This window comes from Cobetia sp. PDI-23MA, assembly GCF_059507735.1.
The window spans coordinates 3,135,151-3,159,029 of sequence record NZ_CM183352.1 but is presented as its reverse complement, the minus strand read 5'-3'; the positions used below and the strand labels follow the sequence as shown (position 1 = coordinate 3,159,029).

The following is a 23,879-nucleotide window of genomic DNA, read 5'->3' as shown; positions in this document are numbered from 1 at the left end:
TGCCTCGTCTGTCTGGCGTAGTCAGTCGGAAGGCGACGGGCAGCGCGCCAATGGCGACTGTTGGAAGAAGCGCTCCAGCAGGGCATAGAGCGCCGGATAGGCCGTATCGAGCTCATCCGGAGCAGTAAAGAAATACTCGCAGCAGACGGCGAAGCACTCGGCGGGGTGGCTGGCGGCGTAGTCATCGATGGGCGTCGGCTCACCGCGTGACAGGCGCGCGCTCAGGTCATCCCACACGGCAGTGAAGGTGGCGTGCCACTCCGCCGCGCTGATATGGCGCGGCAGGGGCGGAAAGCCATCGGCATCGGTGGCGTTGGCCATGTCGAGCTTGTGGGCGAATTCATGGATCACCACATTGAAGCCGCTCCAGTCACCGCTGGCGGCCAGGTCTTGCTGGGTGACCACCACCGGCCCCTGATACCAGGTCTCGCCAGCGCGGGTGTCTTCGAAGACATGCACCACACCGGCGTCATCCATCTCTTCCACTTCACGGCGGATGGCCTGCAGCGGCAGCATGATCTCGTGCACGCGAGCGCCGGCGTCCTGCCAGCGCTCGGCATGCGCCCAGCCGTTGAGCAGCAGCATCGCCTGGGCAGCCAGTGCCAGCGCCTCGACCTGTGAGAGCGGCTCGGCGCTGGTCAGCTTCCAGTCCCTCAGCTGATGGCGGGCGCGCCGTTCAAGACGCGCCAGTGCCTCGGCGTCGAGTCCATCGAGGATCGGCAGGCGCTCGCGGACTGCCTGCCACTCGTCATCCTGCGCTGTCTCGCCAGCGTGGGAAGCGGCCGAGGCAATGCAGGCGTCCGGGGCTGAGCCGTCACGGCCGTGGCGAGCGGGGCGCTGCCACAGCCGTTGCCACCAGTGCGTCATCGGCTCAGTCCTGACGGCTGCCGGACTTCCACGACCAGTCACGCAGACGCAGCTCGAAGAGGTCCTTGCGGCGATCCTTCAGGTTGGTCACCGAGCCTTCGCTGCGCACCACCTTGAGGCGCTCCAGGTCGAGATCCGAGAACATGATCATCTCGGTGTTCGGCGTGGTCTCGGCCATCACCGCGTCATGCGGGAAGGAGAAGTCCGACGGCGAGAACACCGCTGACTGGGCGTACTGGATGTCGAGGCTTTCGATGGACGGCAGGTTGCCGACGCTGCCGCAGACCACCACGTAGCATTCGTTCTCGATGGCACGCGCCTGGGCACAGTTGCGCACGCGCAGGTAGCTGTTCTTGGTGTCGGTCCAGAACGGCACCATCAGGATGTCCATGTCCTGATCGGCCAGCAGACGCGACAGTTCCGGGAACTCCACGTCGTAGCAGATCAGCATGCCGATGCGTCCGGCGTCGGTCTCGAACACGGCCAGCTCGTCACCGCCCTTGATGATCCAGTCGCGGCGCTCCTGCGGCGTGATGTGCAGCTTGGCCTGACGGTCGATCTCGCCATCGCGGTGACACAGGTAGGTGACGTTGTAGAGCTCGTTGTCGTCACCGATCTCGACCATGGAACCGGCCACGATGTTGATGTTGTAGGCCACCGCCATGCGCGAGATTTCCTGCTTGAAGCGCTCGGTGAAGCCGGCGAGGTAGCGGATGCAGCGCACCGGGTCGCTCTGGTCTTCCAGAAGGCCGATCAACGGCGTGTTGAACAGCTCCGGGAAGACGGCGAAGTCGCTCTGGTAATCCGACAGGGCATCGACGTAGTACTCGACCTGTTGCAGCACGGATTCGACGCTGTCGAACTTGCGCATCTGCCACTGCACGGCGCCGACGCGAATCATCGTCTTGCGACTTTCCAGCACGCGCTCGACGGGCTCGAACAGGATGTTGCTCCACTCCAGCAGCGTGGCGTAGCCCTGGGAATCCTCGTCTTCCGGCAGGTACTGGCGCAAAAGGCGCTTGACCAGGAAGCCGTTGGCCAGCTGGAACGACAGGATGGGGTCATGGATCTCGCGACGCTCCACCTTGTCGATGTACTCGGAGGGCGAGAGCTCGGCGGCATATTCGTGGTACTGGGGAATGCGTCCGCCGGCCAGAATCGAGCGCAGATTCATCGAGCGGCACAGGTCCTTGCGCGCCTCGTACAGGCGGCGACCGAGGCGATAGCCGCGGTAGTCGACGTCGATCAGCACATCCAGACCGTAAAGCGCATCGCCATCCTCCTTGTTGAGGATGATCTCGCGCTGGCCGATCAGGTCGTCGTACTTGTGCGGGTTGGAGAAGGCGTCGTAATCCACCAGTGCCGTCAGAGCGACACCGACCAGCTTGTCGCCATCCTCGATCACGATCTGGCCATCGGGGAATTCGGCGATCAGACGGTTGATGGTGTGCTCAGGCCAGGCGCCACCGATGTCGTCATAGATGCCGTCCATCAGGCGCTTGAGCTGGGGGTAGTCTGATTCCTGCAGGTTGCGCAGGTTCAGGTGCAGGTCTTCGACGGACATCGAGACTCCTTGGAAAAATGAAAAGAGGGGATCAGGGCAGGAAGTGGCTGGCGCGAAAGCGATGGGCCCCATTATTCGCGCTGTCGAGGCCGGGTGTCATCAATATCCTTTGGTCAATGTCCGGCCCTGGTCACGTAACCCTCATCAATGGGTCCAACCTCGCGTCACTGCAAGGGTGAGCGAGGCTTCGCGCCTTGAGTGGCGCTTGACGTGATATTGAACGAATGCTCATTTTTCTTGCATTGGCGCGACACAACGTCCAAAACATTGCCAGGGGCAGGACGCGCAGCGAAGTCATGCCGTTCATATCAAGCCTCAATGACCCCAGGCCCCAATGATCCCAGGCCTCAATGACACCCAAGGAGATCCGCATGACCCCAGTCCTCTATGAATTGCGTGGCCGTGATGACCGCCTGCGTTTCTCGCCGTTCTGCTGGCGCGCGCGTCTGGCACTCGCCCACAAGGGTATCGAGGCAGAACTCGTGCCGATGCTGTTCACCGACAAGAGCCCGATCGACTTCTGTGATTCCACCACGGTGCCGGTACTCAAGGATGCGCACGGCGTGGCGATGGACAGCTATGACATCTTCAAGCATCTGGACGCGCATTATCCGAACGCCGGCAATGGCCCGCTGATCGGTGATGCCCAGGCGCAGGCACGCCTGAATTTCGTCAAGGTGTATGCCGAGCAGGTCATGGCGGTCGGTTTCTTCCGCCTGGTGGCGCTGGATCTGCTGGCGGCGATTCACCCGGATGACCGCGAGTACTTCCGGAGCGCGCGTGAAGCCCGCTTCGGCATGTCGTTCGAGGAGTTCCATAACGTCGAGATTGCCCGTGGCATTCTCGACAGCGCCTTCAAGCCACTGCGTGGCCTGCTTGCCAATCAGCCCTTCATGGATGGCGATGCCCCGGCGGCGGCGGATTACCTGGTCTTCGGCTTCTTCATCTGGGCGCACATCGTCTCTGACACCTCGCCCTTCGGTGAGACGGAAGACGCGGGCGACCCGCTGGTGCAGTGGCGCGAGCGCATGATGGACCTGCACGACGGCATGGCGCGCAAGGCGCCACGTGCCAGCGAGATTGCGCAGTAATCTCGCATCGCAGGTGAACTTTCTCATGGCCCGAACGCTGATGGGCGTTCGGGCCATGTCGTGTTGTTCCAGACAAGGAGCCCATGATGATCGATCTGTATTACTGGACCACGCCCAACGGCCACAAGATCACGATCTTTCTTGAGGAAGCCGGACTCGAGTATCGCCTCATTCCGGTGAACATCAGCAAGGGCGAGCAGTTCGCGCCGGAGTTTCTGGCCATCTCGCCCAACAATCGCATGCCGGCGATCGTCGACCATGCGCCAGCCGATGGCGGTGAGCCGATCTCGGTGTTCGAGTCCGGCGCGATTCTGGAGTACCTGGCTGACAAGACTGGCAAGTTCCTGCCGCGCGAGACGCGTGCGCGCAATGACGTGCTGCAGTGGCTGCATTGGCAGATGGGTGGCCTTGGGCCGATGCTGGGTCAGGTGCATCACTTCACGCACTACGCGCCAGAGCCGGTGAAGTACGCCATCGAGCGCTATCACAGGGAAGGCGAGCGTCTGTATGGCGTGCTGGAGCGCCAGCTTGCGGAGCGTGATTTCGTGGCGGGGGATGAGTTGAGTATCGCCGACATGGCCATCTGGCCATGGCTGAAGGCCGAGAAGCAGGAGATCGATCTGACGCGCTTCCCGGCGGTCGCCGCCTATCGTGCCCGCATCGTCGAGCGTGATGGCGTCAAGCGGGCAATGGCACGTATCGATGACATCAACCCGGCCGCCAATGTGGCGATGGATGAGGAAGCGCGCCGTCATCTGTTCGGTCAGCAATCCTGACGGGCAGTCAGTGCTGCCGTGAAGCTGTGAAATCGTGGAGCTGAAAACGTGAAGCAACCGCTGAACGGCCTGCAGAGTTGTCAGGCCGACAGGTCAGCGGGTCCAGTCCGCCGGCACACGACGGCGGATATGGTCGAGCAGGGCACCGAGCTTGCGCGGCGGGTGCCCGAAGGGGTAGTGCAGGCTGACCGGAATCGATGGCCCCTTCCACTCGGGCAGGCAGGCCTCGAACTGTCCCGGGTGCGCCTTCGCCCGAGTGCGCACGTGGTAGTCCGGCAGCAGGCCGATACCGGCACCATGCGCGATGTGGTCGGCATGCACCACCACGTTGTCGACCGTGAAGCGTGACGGCGGCAGGCTCAGGCGATACTCGCCTTCCTCGGGGTGGTTGAGCACCAGATTGGGGTGGTGGCGGTCGATCAGATTGACCCAGTCATGGGAGGTCAGCTCGCTGGGGTGCTGCGGATGGCCATGCTGGCGCAGATAGCTGGGGTGGGCATAGAGATGTTGCTGCTGTTGCCCCAGTATCTCTTCGCGCAGCCCGGTGTCCTTGGCCGGCCCTTCCCACAGCCACAGCATCACCTGATCGTCATCACGTGACGGCGGCAGGTGGTTGGCGGTCAGGGTCAGACGGATGCCCGGATACGCTTCGATGAAGTCGGTCAGCACATGATTGAACCATCCGCGCAGGAAGTGCGGGTGCGCGCTGACGGTGATATCACCGCTGATCTCCTCGCGCAGTTCATCCAGCGCGATCTGTGAGCGCTCACCCAGCGACAGCATCTGCTGGCAGTACTGATAGAACAGCGTGCCGGCCTCGGTGGGAATCAGGCGGTTGGCCTGGCGGTGCAGCAGTGGCTGGCCGAGCTGGTGCTCGAGATGGCTGATCCGACGGCTGAGCGTGGACTTGGAGATACCGAGATGCTCGGCTCCAGCGCCCAGATTGCCGTAGCGCATGATGGCATCGAAGGCACTGAGGCCCTGAAATTCGTCAAGTACTGGAGGCATGACTTGGTGGCACCCGCCGCTGTTGTCTGCCGTTGAAGCGGCAAATAGCGTGAAAGAAAGCATGAAAGCAGGAATCGCGTCGTTGCTGGGGTGTGGGCCAGCGACTCCCTGCCATTTTGGCCAGCATTGTAGCCGATCTGGTCGAGTGAATGGCATACATGTGAGTGATTCGCGTTTGCCTGTAGCCGGATGAGGCGAAACATCCGCCAGCCGGCGCCGTCGCTGACCAGCCCGTGGCTGATGGCAGACGGGCGCTGACAGGCAGCCGGCGTGCCCCAAGCGAACCTCAAGCCGCTGGCGTTCGACAAACAGGGTTGACGGTTTCCGCGCCCTGCGCGGCAATTGTGCCCACATGAGATGCACATGGCGAGCGAGCGCGGCATCATGGCGAGATCAATGTGCAGCAGGCCTCGTCGCTGCGTGTCACTGTTCAAGGACCCCTGTAGATGTCATTCGCTACCCGCTTGCGCGCCCGGGCCGCCTTGCTTGTCTCTCCGCTACGGCTTGCGTCATCAGCGCCAACGCCTTCATCAGCACTATCTTCTTCATCAGCGCTGTTGAGAGGCGCCAGCCTGGCGGCCCCGTTGATGCTGGCACTGCTGGCCGCGCCGGTTCAGGCAGACGAACGCCCCCAGATCCGTGTCATGGCCGCCGCCTCGCTGCATGATGCGCTGGATGCCATCGAGGCGCGCTACGAGCGTCTCGTCGACGTGGATATCCAGCCGGTCTACGCCTCCTCCTCGACCCTGGCGCGTCAGCTGGCCAATGGGGCTCCAGCGCAGCTGTACCTGTCGGCCAATGAGCGCTGGATGGACTGGCTGGAGCAGCAGGCCGGCATTGTCGTCACCGGCCGTCACGACCTGCTGGGCAACCGTCTCGCGCTGGTCGCGCCTGGCCCCAGCCAGCTGGACGCCAGTGTTAGCAATGCCGAGGATGTCACCGATGTGGCCGAGCGCCTCGCCGCCACCGGGAGCAACACGCGCCTGGCCGTCGGCGACCCCGACCACGTGCCGGCGGGCATCTATGCGCGTCAGTCGCTTCAAGCGCTGGGACAATGGCAGATGCTGCGCTCGCGCCTGGCCAGCGCCGAGGACGTGCGCGCCGCGCTGGCGCTGGTCGAGCATGGCGAGGCCCCGCTGGGGATTGTCTATGCCACCGACGCCGCCATCAGTCATCGGGTGCATCAGATCGGCCTGCTGCCGGACAGCAGCCATGACCCCATCCGCTATCCCGCTGCCTTGATCAGTCGTGGCGGTGATGCGCCATCATCACAGGCCGAGGCCTTCTCGGCCTGGCTTTCCAGCAACGAGGCCGGTGCCATCTTCCATCGCTTCGGCTTCAGCACGCTCGCCCATCAGGCTGCTGCTGCTGCGCAGCCTGAGGACGAGTAGTCGCTGGATCAGCCGCAAACATCTCGTGGCATACGCTGGCATGTCATCGGCAAGGTGAGGCCGCTACACTGGAAGCCTGCTGTCACATCGGCGTGAGCAAGGCGGGCAGGGCTGTCTGCCGGCTCTTGGCGTCACGTCGTGTGCGAGAACCTGTCTTCGTCTGAGGAAGATCCATGCTGAGTGCGCTGGAATGGGAAGCCCTGAGCCTGAGCCTCAAGGTGGCTTGCGTCGCGGTCGGCCTGAGCCTGATTCCCGGTTTTGCGGCGGCCTGGTGGCTGGCGCGACGTGAGTTTCGTGGCAAGGCGCTGGTCGATGGTCTGCTGCATCTGCCACTGGTGTTGCCGCCCGTGGTGGTCGGTTACCTGTTGCTGGTCACCTTCGGGCGCAATGGTGTCATCGGCCAGTGGCTGGCCAAGGTCGATATCGTGCTGCCCTTCACCTGGCAGGGCGCGGCGCTGGCGGCGGCGGTGATGGCCTTTCCGCTGATGGTGCGCGCGATGCGCCTGTCGCTGGAGGCCATCGACCCGGGGCTGGAGGCCGCGGCCCGCACCCTGGGGGCCAATCCGCTGCGGGTACTGTTCACGGTGACCATGCCGCTGGCGCTGCCGGGCATTCTCACCGGTGGCATGCTGGCCTTCGCGCGTGCGCTGTCGGAATTCGGTGCCACCATCACCTTCGCCGCCAATATTCCCGGCGAGACCCGCACGCTGCCGCTGGCGCTCTATACCCTGATCCAGACCCCGGGCCAGGAAGGTGCCGCGGCCAGGCTGTGCGCCATCGCCGTCGTCATCGCGATGCTGTCGCTGCTGGCCTCCGAATGGCTGGCACGTCGCGCGCGACTGCGCATGGAGGGGCGTGATGCTTGATTTCCACCTCCATCGTCAGCAGGGCGCCTTCACGCTGGATGCCACGCTCAAGGTGCCGGCGCGCGGCGTCACGGCGCTCTTCGGGCGCTCCGGCAGCGGCAAGACCACCATCCTGCGCCTGATCGCAGGCCTCGAACGTCCCGACCATGGCCATCTGCGCCTGGATGGCGAGTGCCTGACGGGCGGCGAGAGCGATATCTTCGTGCCGGCGCATCGCCGCAGGCTCGGCGTCGTCTTCCAGGAGCCGCGCCTGTTTCCGCACTACAGCGTGCGCGGCAACCTTCGCTACGGCATGCCGCGCGCCCTGACGCCCGCTCAGCGCCAACAGAATCAGTCACGTCTGCATGAGATGGTGACGCTGCTGGGCATCGAGGACCTGCTGTCGCGCATGCCTGGCCAGCTCTCCGGTGGCGAGGCGCGGCGTGTCGCGATCGGCCGCGCCCTGCTGTCACGCCCGCGCATGCTGTTGCTGGATGAGCCGTTGACCGGCCTCGACGGCGCTCGCAAGCAGGAGCTGTTGCACTACATCGCGCGGCTGGCCCGCGAGATCGAGATCCCGATCCTGTTCGTCAGTCATGACACCCGCGAGCTGTTCGCGGTCGCCGACCGCCTGGCGCTGGTGGACAACGGCCGCATCACCGCCAGCGGCGAGATCGGTGACATGCTGTCACGGCTGGACCTGGCACCGCAGACCGGCCGCTTCGAAGCGGGCTCGCTGCTGACCGCCGAGGTGCTGTCGCACGATGATGACTGGCAGCTGACGCGTCTGGGGCTGGGCGCCGGGTTGAGCCTCAAGCTGGCGCGGCTGGCGATGCCGGTGGGGCGTCGTGTGCGACTGCGGCTGCGGGCGCGTGACATCAGCATCGCACTGGAGACGCCGACTCACACCAGCCTGCGCAATGCCTTGCCGGCCGTGATCCACGAGATCGAGAGCGAGCGCGGCCACGCCAGCGCCGAGCTGGTACTGGGCATCGCCGGTCAGCGGGTGAGGGCGCGAGTCGACCGCCTGGTGTGTCAGGAGCTGGGCCTCAAGGTCGGGCTGGGCGTCAAGGCGCTGATCTCCAGCGTGGCGCTCTCGGGCCCCGACGTGATCAGTCTGGACGCCATGGATGATGATATTCCCGTGATGGATGCGGCACAGACATATGCGGCACAGGCAAATGCGACGCAGAATGACGCAGGCTCCACTTCGTCTGCGAGCTGATGCCGCTCGGTTGCACCCTACGCTGACTTGTCAAATTGATGGATTCTGGAAAGGAACTTCTCATGAAGTTGACCCACCTGTGGCGCTATCCCCTCAAGTCCGGCGCCGCTGAAGCGCTGGAGGCAGTGACGCTTGGCGAGGAAGGTCTCACGCAGGACCGCCGCTTCGTGGTGGTCGCGGCGCGGGGCAAGTTCGTCACCGCGCGCACGCATCCCGAGATGCAGCGTCTGGCCTTGCGCGAAGACGCCAGCGGCCAGTGGCGACTGTGGCATCTGGACCACCCCGAATGCGGCAGCGTCAGCTTTGCCACCGATGACCAGGCCGAGCGTCTCGATATCCAGGTCTGGGCCGATCGGTTCACTGCCTTGAGCGTGAGCTTTGAGGCTGATGCCTGGCTGAGCGAGCAGATCGGCATGCCGGTCAGGCTCTGCTGGCTGGGCGAGCGCTCGCAGCGCTATCGCGAGATCATCGCGCAGCGCGTCAGCGCCGCCGACGGCTTCCCGCTGCTGCTGGCCAACGAGGCTTCGCTGGAAGCGCTGAATCGTGAGACGCCGACGGCGGATCATGGCATGGATCAATTCCGGCCCAATCTGGTGATCAGTGGTGCCGAGGCATGGGCCGAGGATGGTTGGCAGGAAGTGCGCATCGGCGAGGCACGCTTCACGCTGGTGTCCTCCTGCACCCGCTGTGCGATGGTCAATGTCGACCCGGCGACGGGCGACAAGCGTGGCGACGGTGAGCCGCTCAAGACGCTGGCGCGGGTGCGTCGCTTCGCGGATGGCCAGGTGCACTTCGGCTACAACCTCGTCGCACTCGATCCCTCGCGCAAGCCTACCTTGCATGTCGGCGATGAGGTGGAAGTCACCGCCTTCAAGTGATGTCGCTGGAATCTTGCCTACAGGCCTGAACCCAAACGCCCGCCACCCTCGATGGCGGGCGTTTTCGTTGAGGGGGCGCTTGGCAAGGAGGTAGGCAAACTCAGGTCGGCGGCCCGAACAGGGCAGGTTGGCCATGTTCCTCGCGCCAGACATCCAGCGCCGCACGGTGCAGCTGGCTGTGACGCCATGCCAGCGCCTCGATATCGCGGTCATAGCCGCCGCCGATCACGCAGGCCACGGCGGCGCCCGCCGCGCGACAGCGCTGGATGACATGCCGCTCGCGCCGGTAGAGGCCACTGTCGCTCAATTCGAGATGGCCGAGCCTGTCTGCGGCATGCGGGTCGACACCGGCATCGAAGATCACCAGCTCCGGGCGTACCCGCGCCAGCACCTCCTCAAGCGTACGCTCCAGCACCGCCAGATAGTCCTCATCGCCCATGCCCCTGGGCAAGGGCACGTCCAGATCACTTTGCTGCTTGCGTGCCGGAAAGTTGCTCTCGGCATGCAGTGACAGCGTGAAGACCCGCGGCTCATCAGCGAAGATCAACGCCGTGCCATCGCCCTGATGGACGTCGAGATCGACGATCAACACTCGCGTCACGCCGTCGTCCAGCGCCTGATGCGCCGCCACGCCGATGTCATTGAGCAGGCAATAACCGCTGGCGGCCTCCGGGTGGGCATGATGGGTGCCGCCCGCGGTGTTGCAGGCCAGCCCGCGCGTCAGCGCTTCGCGCACCGTGGTCATGGTGCCGCCCACGGCCAGCACGCTGCGTTCGCGCAGTGCCTCGCTCCATACGAAGCCGCTGCGTCGCTGGGCCTGATGGCTCAGGGTGCCGGTGAGGAATTCATGCACATAGCGGCGGGTGTGCACGCTGAGCAGGTCCTCCTCCTCGGCGGGCTGAGGCGTCACCCAGTCGACGGCCGAGGCGCAGTCGGCCAGCTGGCGGTCGAGCAGCCGCTTGAGCACGCTGAACTTGTCCATCGGGAAGGGATGCTTCTCGGGCAGCGCGATCCGATAGCCGGGATGATGGATCATCGCCAGCGGCGGGCAGTGGGCATCAGCGACGGGGCACAAAGTGCACCTCCTGGCCGTCGGTGGTCAGCTGGCGGATGGCGGTGGGGCGGCCGTCGCTGTCCAGATCGACCAGCCCGATGCCGCAGGCATTCAGCAGGCGTTCGCCCTGACTGGCCGCATCGTGACGGCGCGGCGTGACACGCATGTTGCGCCGGCGCGTCAGCAGATTGAGCGGCGAGCGCGGGGCGTATAGCCAGCGATTGAGACGATCGAGCACATCCAGCAGGCCGACAGGGAAGCGATTGCGGATGCCGCTGCTGGTGATCTGCCAGATGCTCGGGCTCGAACGGCGATGCTTGAGGCGCACGTCGTAGGCGAAGGAGTAGTGCACGTCGCCGGACAGGATCACGAAGTTCTGCGGCGTGCGCGAGTGGCGGAAGATGTTGAGCATCACGCTGGCCGCCCCGCGATGCGCCATCCAGTTCTCGGCATCGACCATCAACGGCTTGCCGGCCAGCGTGAACAGCTTCTGGATGCTCTCGATCAGCTTGACGCCGAACATCGGTGCCGGGGACACCAGCACCACGGCCGGATGGCCGACCAGGCGTTGCTGGAGTTCACTCAGTGCCTCCCAGTCCATCAGCCCCGAGGGATGCGAGAGCTTGCGCTCGCTGCGCCAGCGGCGGGTGCGCGTATCGGCCACGATCAGCGGCGGCGTGGTGTCGAGCTGATAATCCCAGCTTTCACAGCGATGCAGGTGGGCGATCAACGCCTCCTGACGCTCGACATCGAAATGGCCGTCTGCGGCCGTGTCAGTGCCAGTCAGGGCATGAGTGAACAGCGCCCGGGTCTCCTCCAGCAGCTCCGCCAGTGGCTCCGGCCCGTTGCCGGCGGCCTGACACAGCAGATAGCCGGTCAGCGCATTGCCGATGATGCGGCGCGAGAAGGGGTGGCCATAGGCGGCTTCCTCCCAGGCAGCGCTGAGGTTCCAGTCATCGGTGACGTCGTGGTCATCGAAGATCATCAGGCTGGGGACATTGGCCAGCAGGCGACGTACCTGACCGAGTCCGCCACAGAAGCGCCGCAGATGGCGGGCCTCGGTGGCATGGCGCTTGCGGGTGGCGTCGTCATGGCCCTCGAGCGACAAGGGATCTTCCAGCGTGATGCCCAGCGCCTCCCACGGCACGTCAGACCACACCAGCAGGTACATGGCGATGACTTCCGACAGGCCGATCAGATGGTTGTCGGCACCGGTGGAGGTGAAGATGGGCTTGCGCTTGGCACCGAAGAAGCTGGCGGCCACACCTTCGTTGGCCGCCATGTCCGGTAGCAGCTGCGGGCGATGGTAGAGGTGCGAGGGGTGCTGGCGCAGCTCGCGAGTGTCGGAGACCTCGGCCTCCATCAATGTCTCCTCCGGCAGGCCCAGCCCCGCGATCAGCTGATCGATCGCGCCCAGCATCGGCCCCGCGACATCGTCGGCGTAGATCTGATCGCCGGTGAACAGCATCACCTCCGGCCACTCGGTGACGCTCTGTCGACGCTCGCTCAACCAGTGATCCAGCGCCACCAGTCCATCGCCACCCGGGCCCTTGGGCGGTGGCGTCTCAAGGCGGTCTGTCATCGCAGCGCCTTGCGCACTTTGCTGCGTCTGCTGCTCGTCGTCACTCAAGCCGTGATGCGGCTTGCGGCAACTGCCATGTGCGACACGCGTCAGGCGTGACGGCAGGCGAAAACGCGGCAGGCTTTCACCGGGATAGCGGATCTGTGGCGCCCAGTCGGCGATGCCCTGCCATTCGGGCGTGTCTGTGGATGATGCCGCCGTTGTCGAGGATGGCTCCGCCAGGCCCAGCTCGTAGGCGATGGCGCAGTCGGCAGGCAAGGGCGTGTCGGGGTGCGCTTCGATCAACAGCAGCCAGGCGTGCTCCCCCAGCGGCATCGCCAGATGCTCCGTCAGCCGACAGCCTGATGTCGTCGGCAGGCCATCCTCATCTCGGGTGAGAGGCGTCGCGTCCTGTTCCGGCAGCAGCCACACCCGCGCCTGCTGTGGGCGAGAAGTCACCAGCCACAGCATCACGCCCTCGGCGGTGACACGACGCAATATCGGGCCTGCCAGCACGCGGGGCAGGACAGCAGTCGGTGTGGGAGAGCCGTTGGCAGGCAGCGAGGCGGACGAAGTGGCAGACATGAAGCAGGCTCGATGGCAGGTGGAGAGGGATGGCGGTCAGCTGGCGCTTATCAAGCGATAGCCTAACAGGCGACGAACGCCAGCCATGGGTGCAGGCGTGGGCTTGCGCGTGTGAGTGGCTCCGTGCGTTGAGTGGACAACTCGTCGTGGCGCGAGGTTCGCAGACTCGCAAAGCATGCGCGAGCTAGCGTAAAGTTGGGCCCTTGAATGCACATGGCGTTCGCACAATAGCATGGGAAACCGGCATGAATGATCCATCGGCGATGCGCCTCGTGAGTCCGTTGTCCAGACCCGTCAACCGCGGGCCCGGCTTGCGCAGCCCTGTCTGGCGCAAGGTCGCTCTGGCCGCAAGTCTGACAGCAGGCCTGGCCGCGTGCCTCTCAAGCCCTGCGGCCCTGGCCGCCGAGGCGCCGCTGGCGACAGGCGAGCGCCACGTGCTGGCGGCCAATGACTGCCTGCCCGCGCCCAGCGGGCCGGTGGTGTTGACGGTCGAGGGCGCCGTCAGCTGTGGCAATGCCGGGTCCCGGCAGGCACCGCGGGCGCGTTTCGATCTGGCGATGCTCGAAGCCATGCCGTCGCGCGTGGTGGCCACCCATACTCCCTGGACCCAGGGGCGTGTCAGCTTCTCCGGCCCGCTGCTGCGCGAGCTGGTGGCGCGGGTGTCTGAAGATGCCAGCGGACTCAAGGTGCGGGCACTGAATGACTTCGTGGCCGAGATCCCCCTCAGCGATATCGAGGACTTCGATGTCCTGCTGGCCACGCGACGTGATGGCGAGCGCATGCCGGTGCGTGATCTCGGGCCCCTGTTCGTGCTGTATCCCTTTGATGCTCATCCGGAATTGCTCAATGAGCAGGTGCGCTTTCGCAGTGTCTGGCAAGTCACCGGGCTGACGCTGGAGTGAGCGAGGGCTGGCGCCCGGCCCCCCAGTCGCAATATGACATGGAGTCATGCAGTGAATCAGTCGCCGGGTGAAAGATCCCCGATTTCAGGCACCGCTGCTGATCAGTCCTTTGCTGATCAGGGCATTGTCGCGTCGGACGTGGCCGGAAGCGGCAATCCCCCTGTCCGCTGGCCGCTGTGGCTGGGCATGGCGATCAGCATCCTGTGTCTGCTGGCCTCCATCGGCATCGGCGGCACCATCCTGCACAACCAGGTCAGCCTGGAAGACCGCACCCGCGACGATGCCGTCTGGTCGATCTACAAGCTGGATCGTGAGGCGGTCAGTCTCTCCTCCTCGATGGCGCGCTATCGCGTCGCCGAGCCAGCTGACCGTGCCAGTATCTGGAATGAGGTGCTGCAGAATTACGAACTGCTCTACAGCCGTACCTACATCTTCCGGCGGGGGGATTTCCAGCGCCATCTGATGACCCTGCCGGCCGTGCCGCTGCTGGCCGATGAGTTGATGAGCCAGATCGAGTATCTCGATCTGCGGCTGGAAAAGTGGCGACATGGCCCGGTGTTCGAGGGCGCGGGCCCGGTGCAGGCGGCACAGACCGACGACGCTTCAGCAGGCAGTGACGCTTCAGCAGGCAATGGCGCTGCACAGCGCTCCCGGGTGCTGGGGCCCGAGGGTCGCGAGGCGGCGGAGTTCCAGCAGTTGAGCGATGCGCTGGGCGATACCACCCAGACGCTGTTGTTGCGGGTACGTGCACGTCTGGCCGAGGAGCTGGCCCACGAGCGTCAGAGCCGCGACAGCCTGGTGCAGCTGATGTTGCTGCTGCTGGCGCTGATGCTGCTGGCCACCGTGATGGTCTGCCGTCAGATCTGGCTGCAGGCCCGCGGGCGTGAACAGGCCCGCCAGCAGATGTTGGCGATGTCGTCGGCCCTCAAGCACGAGGCGGCGCGGGCCGAACAGGCCAGTCGCGCCAAGTCCGAGTTTCTGGCCACCATGAGCCACGAGATTCGCACCCCGCTCAATGGCGTGATCGGCATGAGCGAACTGCTGCTGGCCGAACCGCTGCAGAGCAGTGCGCACCGCTATGCCAGCAGCCTGCGCGACAGTGGCGAAGTGCTGATGGGGCTGGTGGATGATGTTCTCGACTTCTCCAAGATCGAGGCCGGCAAACTCAGCGTCGAGCGACGCCCCTTCGAACTGCACACGGCCATCGATGGCGTGATCGACCTGCTGCTGCCGCAGATGGACAGCACGCGCATCGTCTTCGATGACCGCCGTTCCGCCCAGCTGCCCGAGCAGGTCATGGGCGATTCTGTGCGCCTGCGTCAGGTGCTGCTCAATCTGCTCTCCAATGCCTTCAAGTTCACCGAGCAGGGGCGTGTCTGTCTGCTGGTCGAGGCATTGCCGGCGGGGCGCGTGCGCTTCGAGGTCGATGACACCGGCATCGGGGTCAGTGAAGAGCAGGCCGCCCAGCTGTTCGAGCCCTTTACCCAGGGCGATGCCTCCACCGCGCGCCGCTTCGGTGGTACCGGGCTCGGGCTTTCGATCTCGCGACGGCTGGTCGAACTGATGGGGGGACGACTGGGCATCAGGCAACGCCCGGGCAAGGGCGCCTGTTTCTGGTTCGAGCTGCCGCTGCCACGCGCCGCGGCGCTCAAGCGACCGACCTTCTCCTCCACACCCCTGCCGATCAGCCGTGGCGAGCATGTTCTGGTGGTCGACGACAATCACATCAATCGCGAAGTGGCCCACTCCATGCTCAGTGGCCTGGGCTATACGGTGACGACGGTCGACAGTGGCGAGGCGGCGCTGGCGTGGTATGCACGCCAGCCCGATACGGTGCTGGTGCTGCTCGACCTGCGCATGCCGGGACTGGATGGCTTTGCGGTGGCGCGTCGTTGGCGCGCCATGGAGCACAGTGACAGGCGTGCGCCGAGTCTTATCGTCGCGATGACGGCCAATGTGGCGGCGGGGGAGCGTGCGCGTTGCCTCTCGGCGGGCATGAACGACTTCCTGTCCAAGCCGATCCGGCGTCAGCAGCTCGCCAGCATGCTGGCGCGCTGGCAGTCGGGCAGCCAGGACCTCGGCGAATGGCGCGTCAATGCCCTCGCCAGCACCCAGCCTTTCGACCCGATCAGCTATTCCCCTACCACTGAGCGACCGCCCCACTTCGAGGCGCCGCCGGAAACCGGTGAGGCTCTCGCGCGTGCGGCGTCACTGGTGGCATCACTCGATTCCCCCGCTGCGCGGCGTCGCATGATCCAGGAGGCTCAGGCGCGTGCCACTGAGGCCGAGGCTGAAGCTGAAACTGAGACTAAAGCAGGCAAGGTCAGTGAGTCGTCGGCGGCTGGCCCCATCGAGCGGCGTGAGCCTGAGGGCGAAAGCGAAGGCGAGGGCGAACGGGAAGGGATAGATGGGGGAGACACGAGCATGAACACAGGCGAGTCGTGGATGTCTGGCGGGTCAGCGGCGGCGCTTGCACAGGCCGTGACACCTGCGCTGCGGGATGAGCTGGATGCCGACAGTATCGCGGCCCTCGAGACGGCCTTCGAGGAGCAGCTCGAGCAGCAGTCCCAGCGCCTGTCGCGGGCGGTGGATCATATGGATCTGAAGCAGCTCCAGCATGAGGCCCATCTGCTCAAGGGCAGCGCCGCCACTCTGGATCACGACCTGCTACGCGACGCCGCTCTGCAGCTGGAGCTGCTGCTGGCATCCGACACGCCGCGCACCCGCATCGAGGCCGCGGTGGCGGCGCTGCTGGCCGAGATTCGCGATCACCGCAGCGCCGATCAGGCTGAGGGCGCCCGCTACCCTTGAGGCTGGAGATCGGCGAGCGCGGCAGCTCAGTGTTGGCGTCGGCGCAGCTCGCGCTCCACCAGCGTCACACCCGGCGTGGTCTTGCCCTGGATACCCTGCAACGCCAGCGTCAGCGTCGCATCGGCGATCTGCTGGTGACGCTGGGGCAGCGAATGGATCGGCAGGGGCAGAAAGTCGAGCAGGCGATCATCGCCGAAGCTGGCCATCGCCTTGGGCGGATTGGCCGGCGGCCCCTCGGCGAACAGCACATCGAGCACGCCATCCATCAGGGTGTAGGAGGCGGTGACGATGGCATCCGGCAGCGGTGAATGGCGGAGATGCTCGATCAGCGCCGCTGCACCGGCCTCGCGCTCGTAACGTGCGGCATGCAGGATGGTGGCCTCAAGCTCGCTGCTGCCGGTGTTTTGTTGATAGTGCGTCAGCGCCGCCTGCATGCCGCTGGCCCGCGCCCGCGAGATATCGATCTCCGGCAAGGCATCCAGCCATAGCAGTCGCTGCGGCGCGTGTTCCAGCACGGCCTCGGTCAGCTGGCGGGCGGCATCTTCGTTGTTGCTGACCACGCTGGCGAAGTGGCGCGTATCCAGTGCGCGATCGACACCGATGACCGGGAAGCCATCCAGCGCCAGTTCGCGGTAGAAGGGGTCATCGGGGGACAGGCAACTGGCGGTGATCAGCGCATCGACCCGCCGCGCCTTGAGCATGCGTGCAAGTTCGCGCTCGGTTTCCGGCTCATCGTCGGAGCAGACGATGAACAGCTGATAGTCGCGCTCACGTGCCCCGCGCTCCAGCAACTTGGCCAGGCGGGCATAACTGGCATTCTCCAGGTCCGGCAGCATGAAGCCCAGCGTGCGGCTCTCACCACGCCGCAGCGCGGCTGCCTGGGCATCGATCCGATAATGATGACGTTGTACCACCGCCATGACGCGCTCGACCGTCTGCGGGCTGATACGTCGTGCCTGTGCCTGCCCATTGACCACATAACTGGCGGTGGTGCGTGAAACGCCTGCAAGACGCGCGATTTCTGCCAGGGTCATGCCACTGTCCTTGCTGGAAAGGGGAACGGGATCTGCGTGCTCCATGTGCGAGGAATGATGCGCACTTGTGGGCTCGGGTGCAAATCCTCTCTGCGCCGGGCACGCCTCGCTCGACGCCTCTCGAGCCCGCGCCACAGGCGGCTCTACGCCCAATGTCTAGTCACCAGAAGCACGTTTTCGGTTTGTGTTCGCTTGATCGGGCGCAAGAAAACGGCCAGCATGAGTCCTATTGAGGTGACACGATTCAGCACGCTCGTCATCACGCCATGACGCGCTACCCTGTCGGAACTCGCCAAGTGACGTGTCGCGGCAGCTGAAAGACGCGTTTGCCGCGCACCGCCAACATCCAGGCTCCTCACCCCAAGGGAGCCTCAAGGAGCCAGCCATGCTCAGTCTTGATCGCGAGGACATCCTTCTCGCCGCCCATGCCAGCGATTGGCGCGATGCCTTGCAACAGGCCGCCGATGCCCTGGTCGCCGGTGGGCGCGCCACGCCCGACTATCGTGAGGGTCTGCTGGCGCGTGAAGCCCAGTCTTCCACCTACCTGGGGCAGGGGATCGCGATCCCCCACGGCACGCCGGACAGCCGCGGGGCCGTGCTGGCTACCGGAGTGCGTGTCCTGCAGTTCCCGCAGGGCGTGGAGTGGCACGACGGCAATCGCGTCTTCCTGCTGGTGACCATCGCGGCACAGTCCGATGAGCACCTCGACATCCTGCGCGCGCTGACGCGTGTGCTCGATCGCGACGGCGTCAGTGAGCGCCTGGCCGCGTCGACGACCGCCGAGGAAGTGCTGAGCGAGCTGGGGCGCGAGGTGGTACCGCCGCGGCTGGATGCCGAGACGCTGCTGTGCGGTTTCCCCGCGCGTGATCGTGACGAGCTGGTACTGGCGGGGGCCGCGCGCCTGCGCCAGGCCGGCTGTGTCAACGATGGTTTCATCTCGGCCATGCTCGCCGCCGAACCGGTGGCGTTGGGGCAGGGCGTGTGGCTGGCGCAGTCGCAGCAGGATGTGTCCCGCTCGGCGCTGGCCATCGTCACGCCGGAGAAGGCACTGGAGACGCGCCACGGGCGCATCACTGCGCTGGCCTGTCTGGCAGCCGATGCCCGGCAGGGCCAGCATCAGCCGTTGCTGGAGCGCCTGCTGACGCTGTTGGAGGAGGGCGCAGGCGAAAGCCTGCCGGGTCTGTCGGCCAGCGCCCTGCTGGCGCGGCTGTCGGGAGAGTCCGCCTCGGCGCAGCTGGCTCAGGTCGTGTTGCTCAACGCCCACGGCCTGCATGCGCGTCCGGCCAAGCAGCTGGTGCAGGCGGCGCGCGAGGCGGGAGAGCAGCATGGCGTCATTCCGGCGTTGCGACTGGAAGGCGATGACAGCGGTGTGGTCAGTGCCGCCAGTCTGACCAAGGTGCTGGGGCTGGGGGCACGCCGCGGCCAGACGTTGATCTTCAGCGCCTCCGGCGATGACTCGGCGGCCAATCAGGCGGCGCTGAGCATGATGGTGAGCGCGGTACAGGCCGGTCTCGGCGAGGCGGTGGAGCCGCTGGCCGATTGGCGCGCCGACGCCGCCACGCCGCTTGCGGTCAGCGAGCAGCAAGCTACCCGCGACCCTCAGCAGGCCGCTCCGGCCGCCGACAGCGTGGTACCCGCGGTGGCCGCCTCGCCGGGCATGGCCATCGCGCCGTGCTGGGTGATGCGCCTGCCGCGTTTCGTCTATGAGACGCGCAGCGATGCCGGCGCCGATCGTGAGGCCGAGCGCCTGGTGGCCAGCATCCAGACCGCCCGCGAGCAGCTGCTGGCGCTGGTCAATCGCGCTGAAGGTGCCGAGATGGCCGAGATTCTCTCGATGCACGAGGAGATGCTTGGCGATCCGGAGCTGTTTGCCGCGGCGCGCGAAAGCCTCGATGAAGGCCACAGCGCCGAAGCGGCCTGGTGGTCGGCCATCGACAGCGCCGCCAGCGCTCAGGAGAACCTCGCCGATCGCCTGCTGGCCGAACGCGCCGCTGACCTGCGCGATGTCGGTCGGCGGGTGCTCGGCGTGCTGACCGATACGCCGTTGCCCAGCGCCCCCGAGACACCGCATGTGCTGGTGACCGAGGATATCGGCCCGTCGGATGTGGCGCGCCTGGATACCACGCGCGTGCGCGGCCTGGTCACGGCGCTGGGCGGAGCGACCTCGCACAGCGCGATTCTGGCGCGCTCGCTGGGCATCCCCGCGGTGGTCGGGGCTGGCCCGAGCGTGCTGGCGATCGCCGATGGCAGCGAGCTGATCGTCGATGGTGAACGCGGCCGCGTCAGCGTGATGCCCTCGGCCAGTCGCCGCGCGCGTGCCGAAGAGGCGATCGCCGGGCATGAACACCGCCAGGCCGCTGCCTGGGAGTCGCGCATGGCGCCCGCCACAACCCTGGATGGCCATCATGTCGAGGTGGTCGCCAATCTGGGCAACACCGCTCATGCCGGCGACGCCGTCGAGCGCGGTGCCGAGGGTGTCGGCCTGCTGCGTACCGAATTCGTGTTCATGGCGCACCCGCAGGCGCCGGACCTCGCCACCCAGACCGCCCAGTACGGCGAGGCGCTGGATGCGCTCGAGGGACGGCCGCTGGTGGCACGCACGCTGGACGTCGGCGGCGACAAGCCGCTGCCGTACTGGCCGCTGCCGCGTGAGGACAACCCCTTCCTCGGCCTGCGCGGCATTCGCCTAGCCCTGACGCGCCCGGAAGTGCTCGAGACCCAGGTGCGGGCGCTGCTGGCGGCCGCCGGTGCGCGGCCGATTCGCCTGATGTTCCCGATGGTCAAGGACCTGGCCGAATTGCGTGGCGCGCGTGCCATCGTCGATCGCGTGCGTGCCGAGCTGGACGCCGCCTATGAGGCCGAACATGGCCAGCCGCCGGTGCGCGACGTGCAGGTCGGCGTGATGATCGAGATCCCCTCGGCGGCGCTGACGGCGGCCAGCATCGCACCGGAAGTCGACTTCTTCTCGGTGGGCACCAATGACCTGACCCAGTACACCCTGGCGATCGACCGTGGCCATGCGACCCTCTCGGCGCAGGCCGATGGCCTGCATCCGGCGGTGTTGCGCCTGATCGAGATGACCGTCAGTGCCGCCCACGCCCACGGCGCCTGGGTCGGCGTCTGTGGTGAACTGGCCAGTGATGACCAGGCCGTCGGCGTGCTGGTCGGGCTGGGCGTGGATGAGCTGTCGGTGTCCAGTCGCCAGATTCCGCTGGTCAAGGCGCGGGTGCGTGAACTGGACCTGGCCACGGCGCGTGAGCAGGCGCGGGTCGCGTTGGCCCAGCCGACCTCGGAAGACGTGCGCAGTGCTCTGGAAGCGCTGCTCGAGCAGGGCGAGCCTTCGGTTGCCGAGGCCACCTCGGGCGCTGCGGTCAGTCATGCGAACAGTAATGGGCACAGCCCGCGGGAGTCAGTGTGATGAGTGACAACACGACGCGTCAGGCCGCCGACTGCCCGGTATTCTGCGTGACGCTCAATCCGGCGCTGGACATGACCATCGGCCTCGACAGCCTGGTGCCGGGCAAGGTCAACCGGGCGCGCAGCCAGCATCTCGAGGCAGCGGGCAAGGGCATCAACGTCGCGCGGGTACTGGCGACGCTGGGCCATCCCGTGACGCTGAGCGGCTTTCTGGGCGCCGACAACCAGGCCGATTTCGAGGCCGCCTTCGCCGAGTGGGGGCTGTGTGATGCCTTCGAGCGCGTCGCGGGCGCGACCCGCATCAACGTCAAGCTCGGTGAGGCCAGTGGTCGTGTCACCGATATCAACGGCGCGGGCATGCAGGTCGATGAGGCCGCCTTCACGCGGCTCGAGGCGCGCATCGATGACTGGATCGCTCGTCAGCAGGCCGAGGGTAGCCACGAGCGCTGTGCTGTCGTCATCGCCGGCAGCCTGCCGCCGGGTGTCAGCAGCGAGCAGCTGGCAAGCCTAGTGCAGCGGGTGCGTTCACGCCGCATTGCCTGCTGGCTGGATACCAGCGGCACGGCACTGGAAGCCGGTCTGGCGGTGCCGCCCAGCGGCGTGAAGCCCAACGAACAGGAACTGGCACTGTGGGCGGGCGAGCCGCTGGAGACCGACGCCGCCCGTCAGCGCGCGCTGGCGAGTCTGGTCGAGCACGGCGTCGAGCAGGCGCTGATCTCTGCCGGCCCGGAAGGCGTGCTGTGGGCAAGCCCCGGCGCCGAGACACTGCGGGCACGTCCGCCGCGCATGCGAGTGGTCAGTACCGTATGTGCCGGTGATACCCTGCTGGCCGCCATGCTGCATGGGGTGCTCTGCCATCCGGCACCCACGGCGGCCATGCGTGAACGGATTCTGCGTCATGCCACGGCGCTTTCCGCCGAGGCCGTAACCCACCCGGGGCCGGGCAATCCCGCCGCCCCGGAGCTTGAAACCCTCCAACAACACACCAGCATCGAGACATTGGCGTCTGCCGAGGTCGCGACAGCCGGAGAGCCACGCCCATGAATGTCATCATCGTTACCGCCTGCCCGAGCGGCATGGCGACCAGCTTCCTGGCGGCACGCCGCCTGGAGCAGGCCGCCCGTCGTCGCGACTGGGAGCCCCTCATCGACATGCGCTCGCAATTCGAGCGTGAACTCGTGCTGAGCGATGCCCAGCTCGCCGCCGCCGAGCTGGTGATCGTCGCAGCGTCGCCGCTGACCAGCGCCGGTCTCGAGCGTTTCGTCGGCAAGCGCGTGCATGTCGCGCCTATTGAAGAGGCGCTGCCGGACCCCGCCGCCTTCCTGGCCAATGCCGATTCCCGTGCCCGCGTGCTGGAAGCCAAGGACATCGCCGACGTGGCTGCGACTGTCGGCACGATGTCCAGCACGACGGCCAGCGGCGCAGCAAGTGCAGCTGGTGGAGACGTGACGCACAAACCGTCCATCGTCGCGGTCACCGCCTGCCCGACCGGCGTGGCGCATACCTTCATGGCCGCCGAGGCCCTGAGCGAGGCAGGACGCGCGCTGGGTTACCCGACGCGGGTCGAGACCCAGGGCTCGGTGGGCGCGCAGGATGCGCTGACCGAGGCCGAGATCGCCGCGGCCGAGGTGGTGATCCTGGCCTGTGATATCGAGGTCGACCCGACACGCTTCGCCGGCAAGCGCATCTGGCGTACCTCCACCGGCACCGCGCTCAAGAAGCCGCGCGATACCATCGAGCAGGCGCTGGAAGGCGCCGAGGTGGAATCCGCCACCGCCGCGGGCGGTCAGGGCGGCCAGCAGAAGGGCGAGAAGCGCGGCCCCTACAAGCATCTGCTGACCGGCGTGTCCTTCATGCTGCCGATGGTGGTGGCGGGCGGCCTGATGATTGCGCTGTCCTTCGTGTTCGGCATCAAGGCCTTCGAGGAAGAAGGCACCCTGGCGGCGGCGCTGATGCAGATCGGCGGTGGCTCGGCCTTCAAGCTGATGATTCCGGTGCTGGCGGGCTATATCGCCTACTCAATCGCCGACCGCCCGGGCATCACGCCGGGCATGATCGGCGGCTGGCTGGCCGCCACCCTGGACGCCGGCTTCCTCGGCGGCATCATCGCCGGCTTCCTGGCGGGCTACAGCGCGCTGGGGCTGAGCCGTTTCGTCAAGCTGCCGCAGTCGATCGAATCGCTCAAGCCGATCCTGATCATCCCGCTGGTGGCGAGCATGGTCACTGGCCTGGTGATGATCTACGTGGTCGGTACGCCGGTGGCGGGGCTGATGGCGACGCTGACCGAATTCCTCGAGTCCATGGGCTCGGCCAATGCCGTGCTGCTGGGCATTCTGCTCGGTGCGATGATGTGCTTCGATCTCGGTGGCCCGGTCAACAAGGCCGCCTATGCCTTCGGTGTCGGCCTGCTGGCCAGCGAGACCTATGCGCCGATGGCGGCCATCATGGCCGCTGGCATGGTGCCGGCGCTGGGCATGGGGCTGGCCAGTTTCATCGCGCGTAGCAAGTTCGCCGAGCCGGAGCGTGAGGCTGGCAAGGCCAGCTTCATTCTCGGCCTGTGCTTCATCTCCGAGGGTGCGATTCCGTTCGCCGCCAAGGACCCGCTGCGCGTGATTCCGGCTTGCATGGTCGGTGGTGCCGTTACCGGCGCACTGTCGATGTTGATAGGGGCCAAGCTGCTGGCGCCGCACGGCGGGCTGTTCGTGCTGCTGATTCCCAATGCCATCAACGTGCCGCTGATGTACCTGGGCGCCATCGTCGCCGGCACCCTGGTGACAGGTATCGGCTATGCGCTGATCAAGAAGGGCGCCCAGCAGGTCGAGACCGCAGCCGCGACCTGAGCCGCTGGCAGTCAGGTAAGGACGCAAGCC

At 66.2% G+C, this 23,879-nt stretch carries 17 protein-coding genes; 11 read left to right on the top strand and 6 right to left on the bottom strand.

Translation table 11 applies throughout. The features are described from left to right. Positions 1 to 21: 21 nt before the first annotated feature. Both AC5WNJ_RS13380 and AC5WNJ_RS13375 read right to left on the bottom strand, forming a co-directional pair. Complete coding sequence (locus tag AC5WNJ_RS13380) at positions 22 to 867, bottom strand: M90 family metallopeptidase (protein ID WP_495929924.1); 846 nt, start codon at positions 865 to 867, stop codon at positions 22 to 24. A 4-nt stretch (positions 868 to 871) separates the two neighbouring features. Continuing rightward, positions 872 to 2,431, bottom strand: a complete 1,560-nt coding sequence (locus AC5WNJ_RS13375; protein ID WP_176677821.1) for a carbon-nitrogen hydrolase family protein — start codon at positions 2,429 to 2,431, stop codon at positions 872 to 874. A gap of 371 nt (positions 2,432 to 2,802) precedes the next feature. Between AC5WNJ_RS13375 and AC5WNJ_RS13370 the strand changes: the two genes are divergently transcribed. Together AC5WNJ_RS13370 and AC5WNJ_RS13365 are read left to right on the top strand one after the other, a co-directional pair. Then, positions 2,803 to 3,522 carry a glutathione S-transferase N-terminal domain-containing protein gene (locus AC5WNJ_RS13370; protein WP_176677820.1) on the top strand — a complete coding sequence of 240 codons (720 nt, stop codon included), beginning with the start codon at positions 2,803 to 2,805 and terminating at the stop codon, positions 3,520 to 3,522. 86 nt (positions 3,523 to 3,608) lie between these two features. Further along, positions 3,609 to 4,298, top strand: a complete 690-nt coding sequence (locus AC5WNJ_RS13365) for a glutathione S-transferase N-terminal domain-containing protein (protein WP_495929923.1) — start codon at positions 3,609 to 3,611, stop codon at positions 4,296 to 4,298. A gap of 93 nt (positions 4,299 to 4,391) precedes the next feature. On the opposite strand, the gene AC5WNJ_RS13360 is transcribed toward AC5WNJ_RS13365, so the two are convergent. After that, positions 4,392 to 5,306 (bottom strand): LysR family transcriptional regulator, encoded by a 915-nt coding sequence (locus AC5WNJ_RS13360; RefSeq protein ID WP_495929922.1) that lies wholly within the window; start codon positions 5,304 to 5,306, stop codon positions 4,392 to 4,394. A 557-nt stretch (positions 5,307 to 5,863) separates the two neighbouring features. Here AC5WNJ_RS13360 and modA point away from each other — a divergent pair. The 4 genes from modA to AC5WNJ_RS13340 all read left to right on the top strand — a co-directional run bounded on the left by modA (position 5,864) and on the right by AC5WNJ_RS13340 (position 9,645). Beyond that, positions 5,864 to 6,697 carry a molybdate ABC transporter substrate-binding protein gene (gene modA / locus AC5WNJ_RS13355; protein ID WP_495929921.1) on the top strand — a complete coding sequence of 278 codons (834 nt, stop codon included), beginning with the start codon at positions 5,864 to 5,866 and terminating at the stop codon, positions 6,695 to 6,697. A gap of 173 nt (positions 6,698 to 6,870) precedes the next feature. Beyond that, entirely contained in the window at positions 6,871 to 7,563 is a 693-nt protein-coding gene (modB, locus tag AC5WNJ_RS13350) for a molybdate ABC transporter permease subunit (protein ID WP_176677817.1), read from the top strand. Further along, positions 7,556 to 8,767: a molybdenum ABC transporter ATP-binding protein gene (gene modC / locus AC5WNJ_RS13345; protein ID WP_495929920.1), complete on the top strand. Its 1,212-nt coding sequence runs from the start codon at positions 7,556 to 7,558 to the stop codon at positions 8,765 to 8,767. Before modB ends, modC begins: the two co-directional genes overlap by 8 nt. Positions 8,768 to 8,829: 62 nt before the next feature. Further along, the gene (locus tag AC5WNJ_RS13340; RefSeq protein ID WP_495929919.1) at positions 8,830 to 9,645 is read left to right on the top strand and encodes an MOSC domain-containing protein; all 816 of its coding nucleotides are present in this window, start codon (positions 8,830 to 8,832) and stop codon (positions 9,643 to 9,645) included. A gap of 100 nt (positions 9,646 to 9,745) precedes the next feature. Here the strand turns inward: AC5WNJ_RS13340 and AC5WNJ_RS13335 are convergent, their stop codons facing one another. Together AC5WNJ_RS13335 and AC5WNJ_RS13330 are read right to left on the bottom strand one after the other, a co-directional pair. Continuing rightward, positions 9,746 to 10,720: a histone deacetylase family protein gene (locus AC5WNJ_RS13335; protein WP_495929918.1), complete on the bottom strand. Its 975-nt coding sequence runs from the start codon at positions 10,718 to 10,720 to the stop codon at positions 9,746 to 9,748. After that, positions 10,704 to 12,845: an alkaline phosphatase D family protein gene (locus tag AC5WNJ_RS13330; RefSeq protein ID WP_495929917.1), complete on the bottom strand. Its 2,142-nt coding sequence runs from the start codon at positions 12,843 to 12,845 to the stop codon at positions 10,704 to 10,706. Before AC5WNJ_RS13330 ends, AC5WNJ_RS13335 begins: the two co-directional genes overlap by 17 nt. 245 nt (positions 12,846 to 13,090) lie before the next feature. On the opposite strand from AC5WNJ_RS13330, the gene AC5WNJ_RS13325 reads away from it, so the two are divergent. Next, the gene (locus AC5WNJ_RS13325) at positions 13,091 to 13,747 is read left to right on the top strand and encodes a putative pterin-binding protein (protein WP_495929916.1); all 657 of its coding nucleotides are present in this window, start codon (positions 13,091 to 13,093) and stop codon (positions 13,745 to 13,747) included. 51 nt (positions 13,748 to 13,798) lie between these two features. Further along, the gene (locus AC5WNJ_RS13320) at positions 13,799 to 16,558 is read left to right on the top strand and encodes an ATP-binding protein (RefSeq protein ID WP_495929915.1); all 2,760 of its coding nucleotides are present in this window, start codon (positions 13,799 to 13,801) and stop codon (positions 16,556 to 16,558) included. A gap of 26 nt (positions 16,559 to 16,584) precedes the next feature. On the opposite strand, the gene cra is transcribed toward AC5WNJ_RS13320, so the two are convergent. Continuing rightward, positions 16,585 to 17,592: a catabolite repressor/activator gene (cra, locus tag AC5WNJ_RS13315; protein WP_176677812.1), complete on the bottom strand. Its 1,008-nt coding sequence runs from the start codon at positions 17,590 to 17,592 to the stop codon at positions 16,585 to 16,587. 385 nt (positions 17,593 to 17,977) lie between these two features. Here cra and ptsP point away from each other — a divergent pair, with 385 nt between their 5' ends. Genes ptsP through AC5WNJ_RS13300 form a run of 3 tightly spaced genes read left to right on the top strand, consistent with a single transcriptional unit; the run spans position 17,978 to position 23,849 of the window. Then, on the top strand, positions 17,978 to 21,010 hold the full coding sequence (ptsP, locus tag AC5WNJ_RS13310) for a phosphoenolpyruvate--protein phosphotransferase (RefSeq protein ID WP_495929914.1): 3,033 nt from the start codon (positions 17,978 to 17,980) through the stop codon (positions 21,008 to 21,010). Then, positions 21,010 to 22,053 carry a 1-phosphofructokinase family hexose kinase gene (locus tag AC5WNJ_RS13305; RefSeq protein WP_495929913.1) on the top strand — a complete coding sequence of 348 codons (1,044 nt, stop codon included), beginning with the start codon at positions 21,010 to 21,012 and terminating at the stop codon, positions 22,051 to 22,053. Before ptsP ends, AC5WNJ_RS13305 begins: the two co-directional genes overlap by 1 nt. Continuing rightward, the gene (locus AC5WNJ_RS13300) at positions 22,050 to 23,849 is read left to right on the top strand and encodes a PTS fructose-like transporter subunit IIB (RefSeq protein WP_495929912.1); all 1,800 of its coding nucleotides are present in this window, start codon (positions 22,050 to 22,052) and stop codon (positions 23,847 to 23,849) included. Before AC5WNJ_RS13305 ends, AC5WNJ_RS13300 begins: the two co-directional genes overlap by 4 nt. Positions 23,850 to 23,879: the final 30 nt, after the last annotated feature.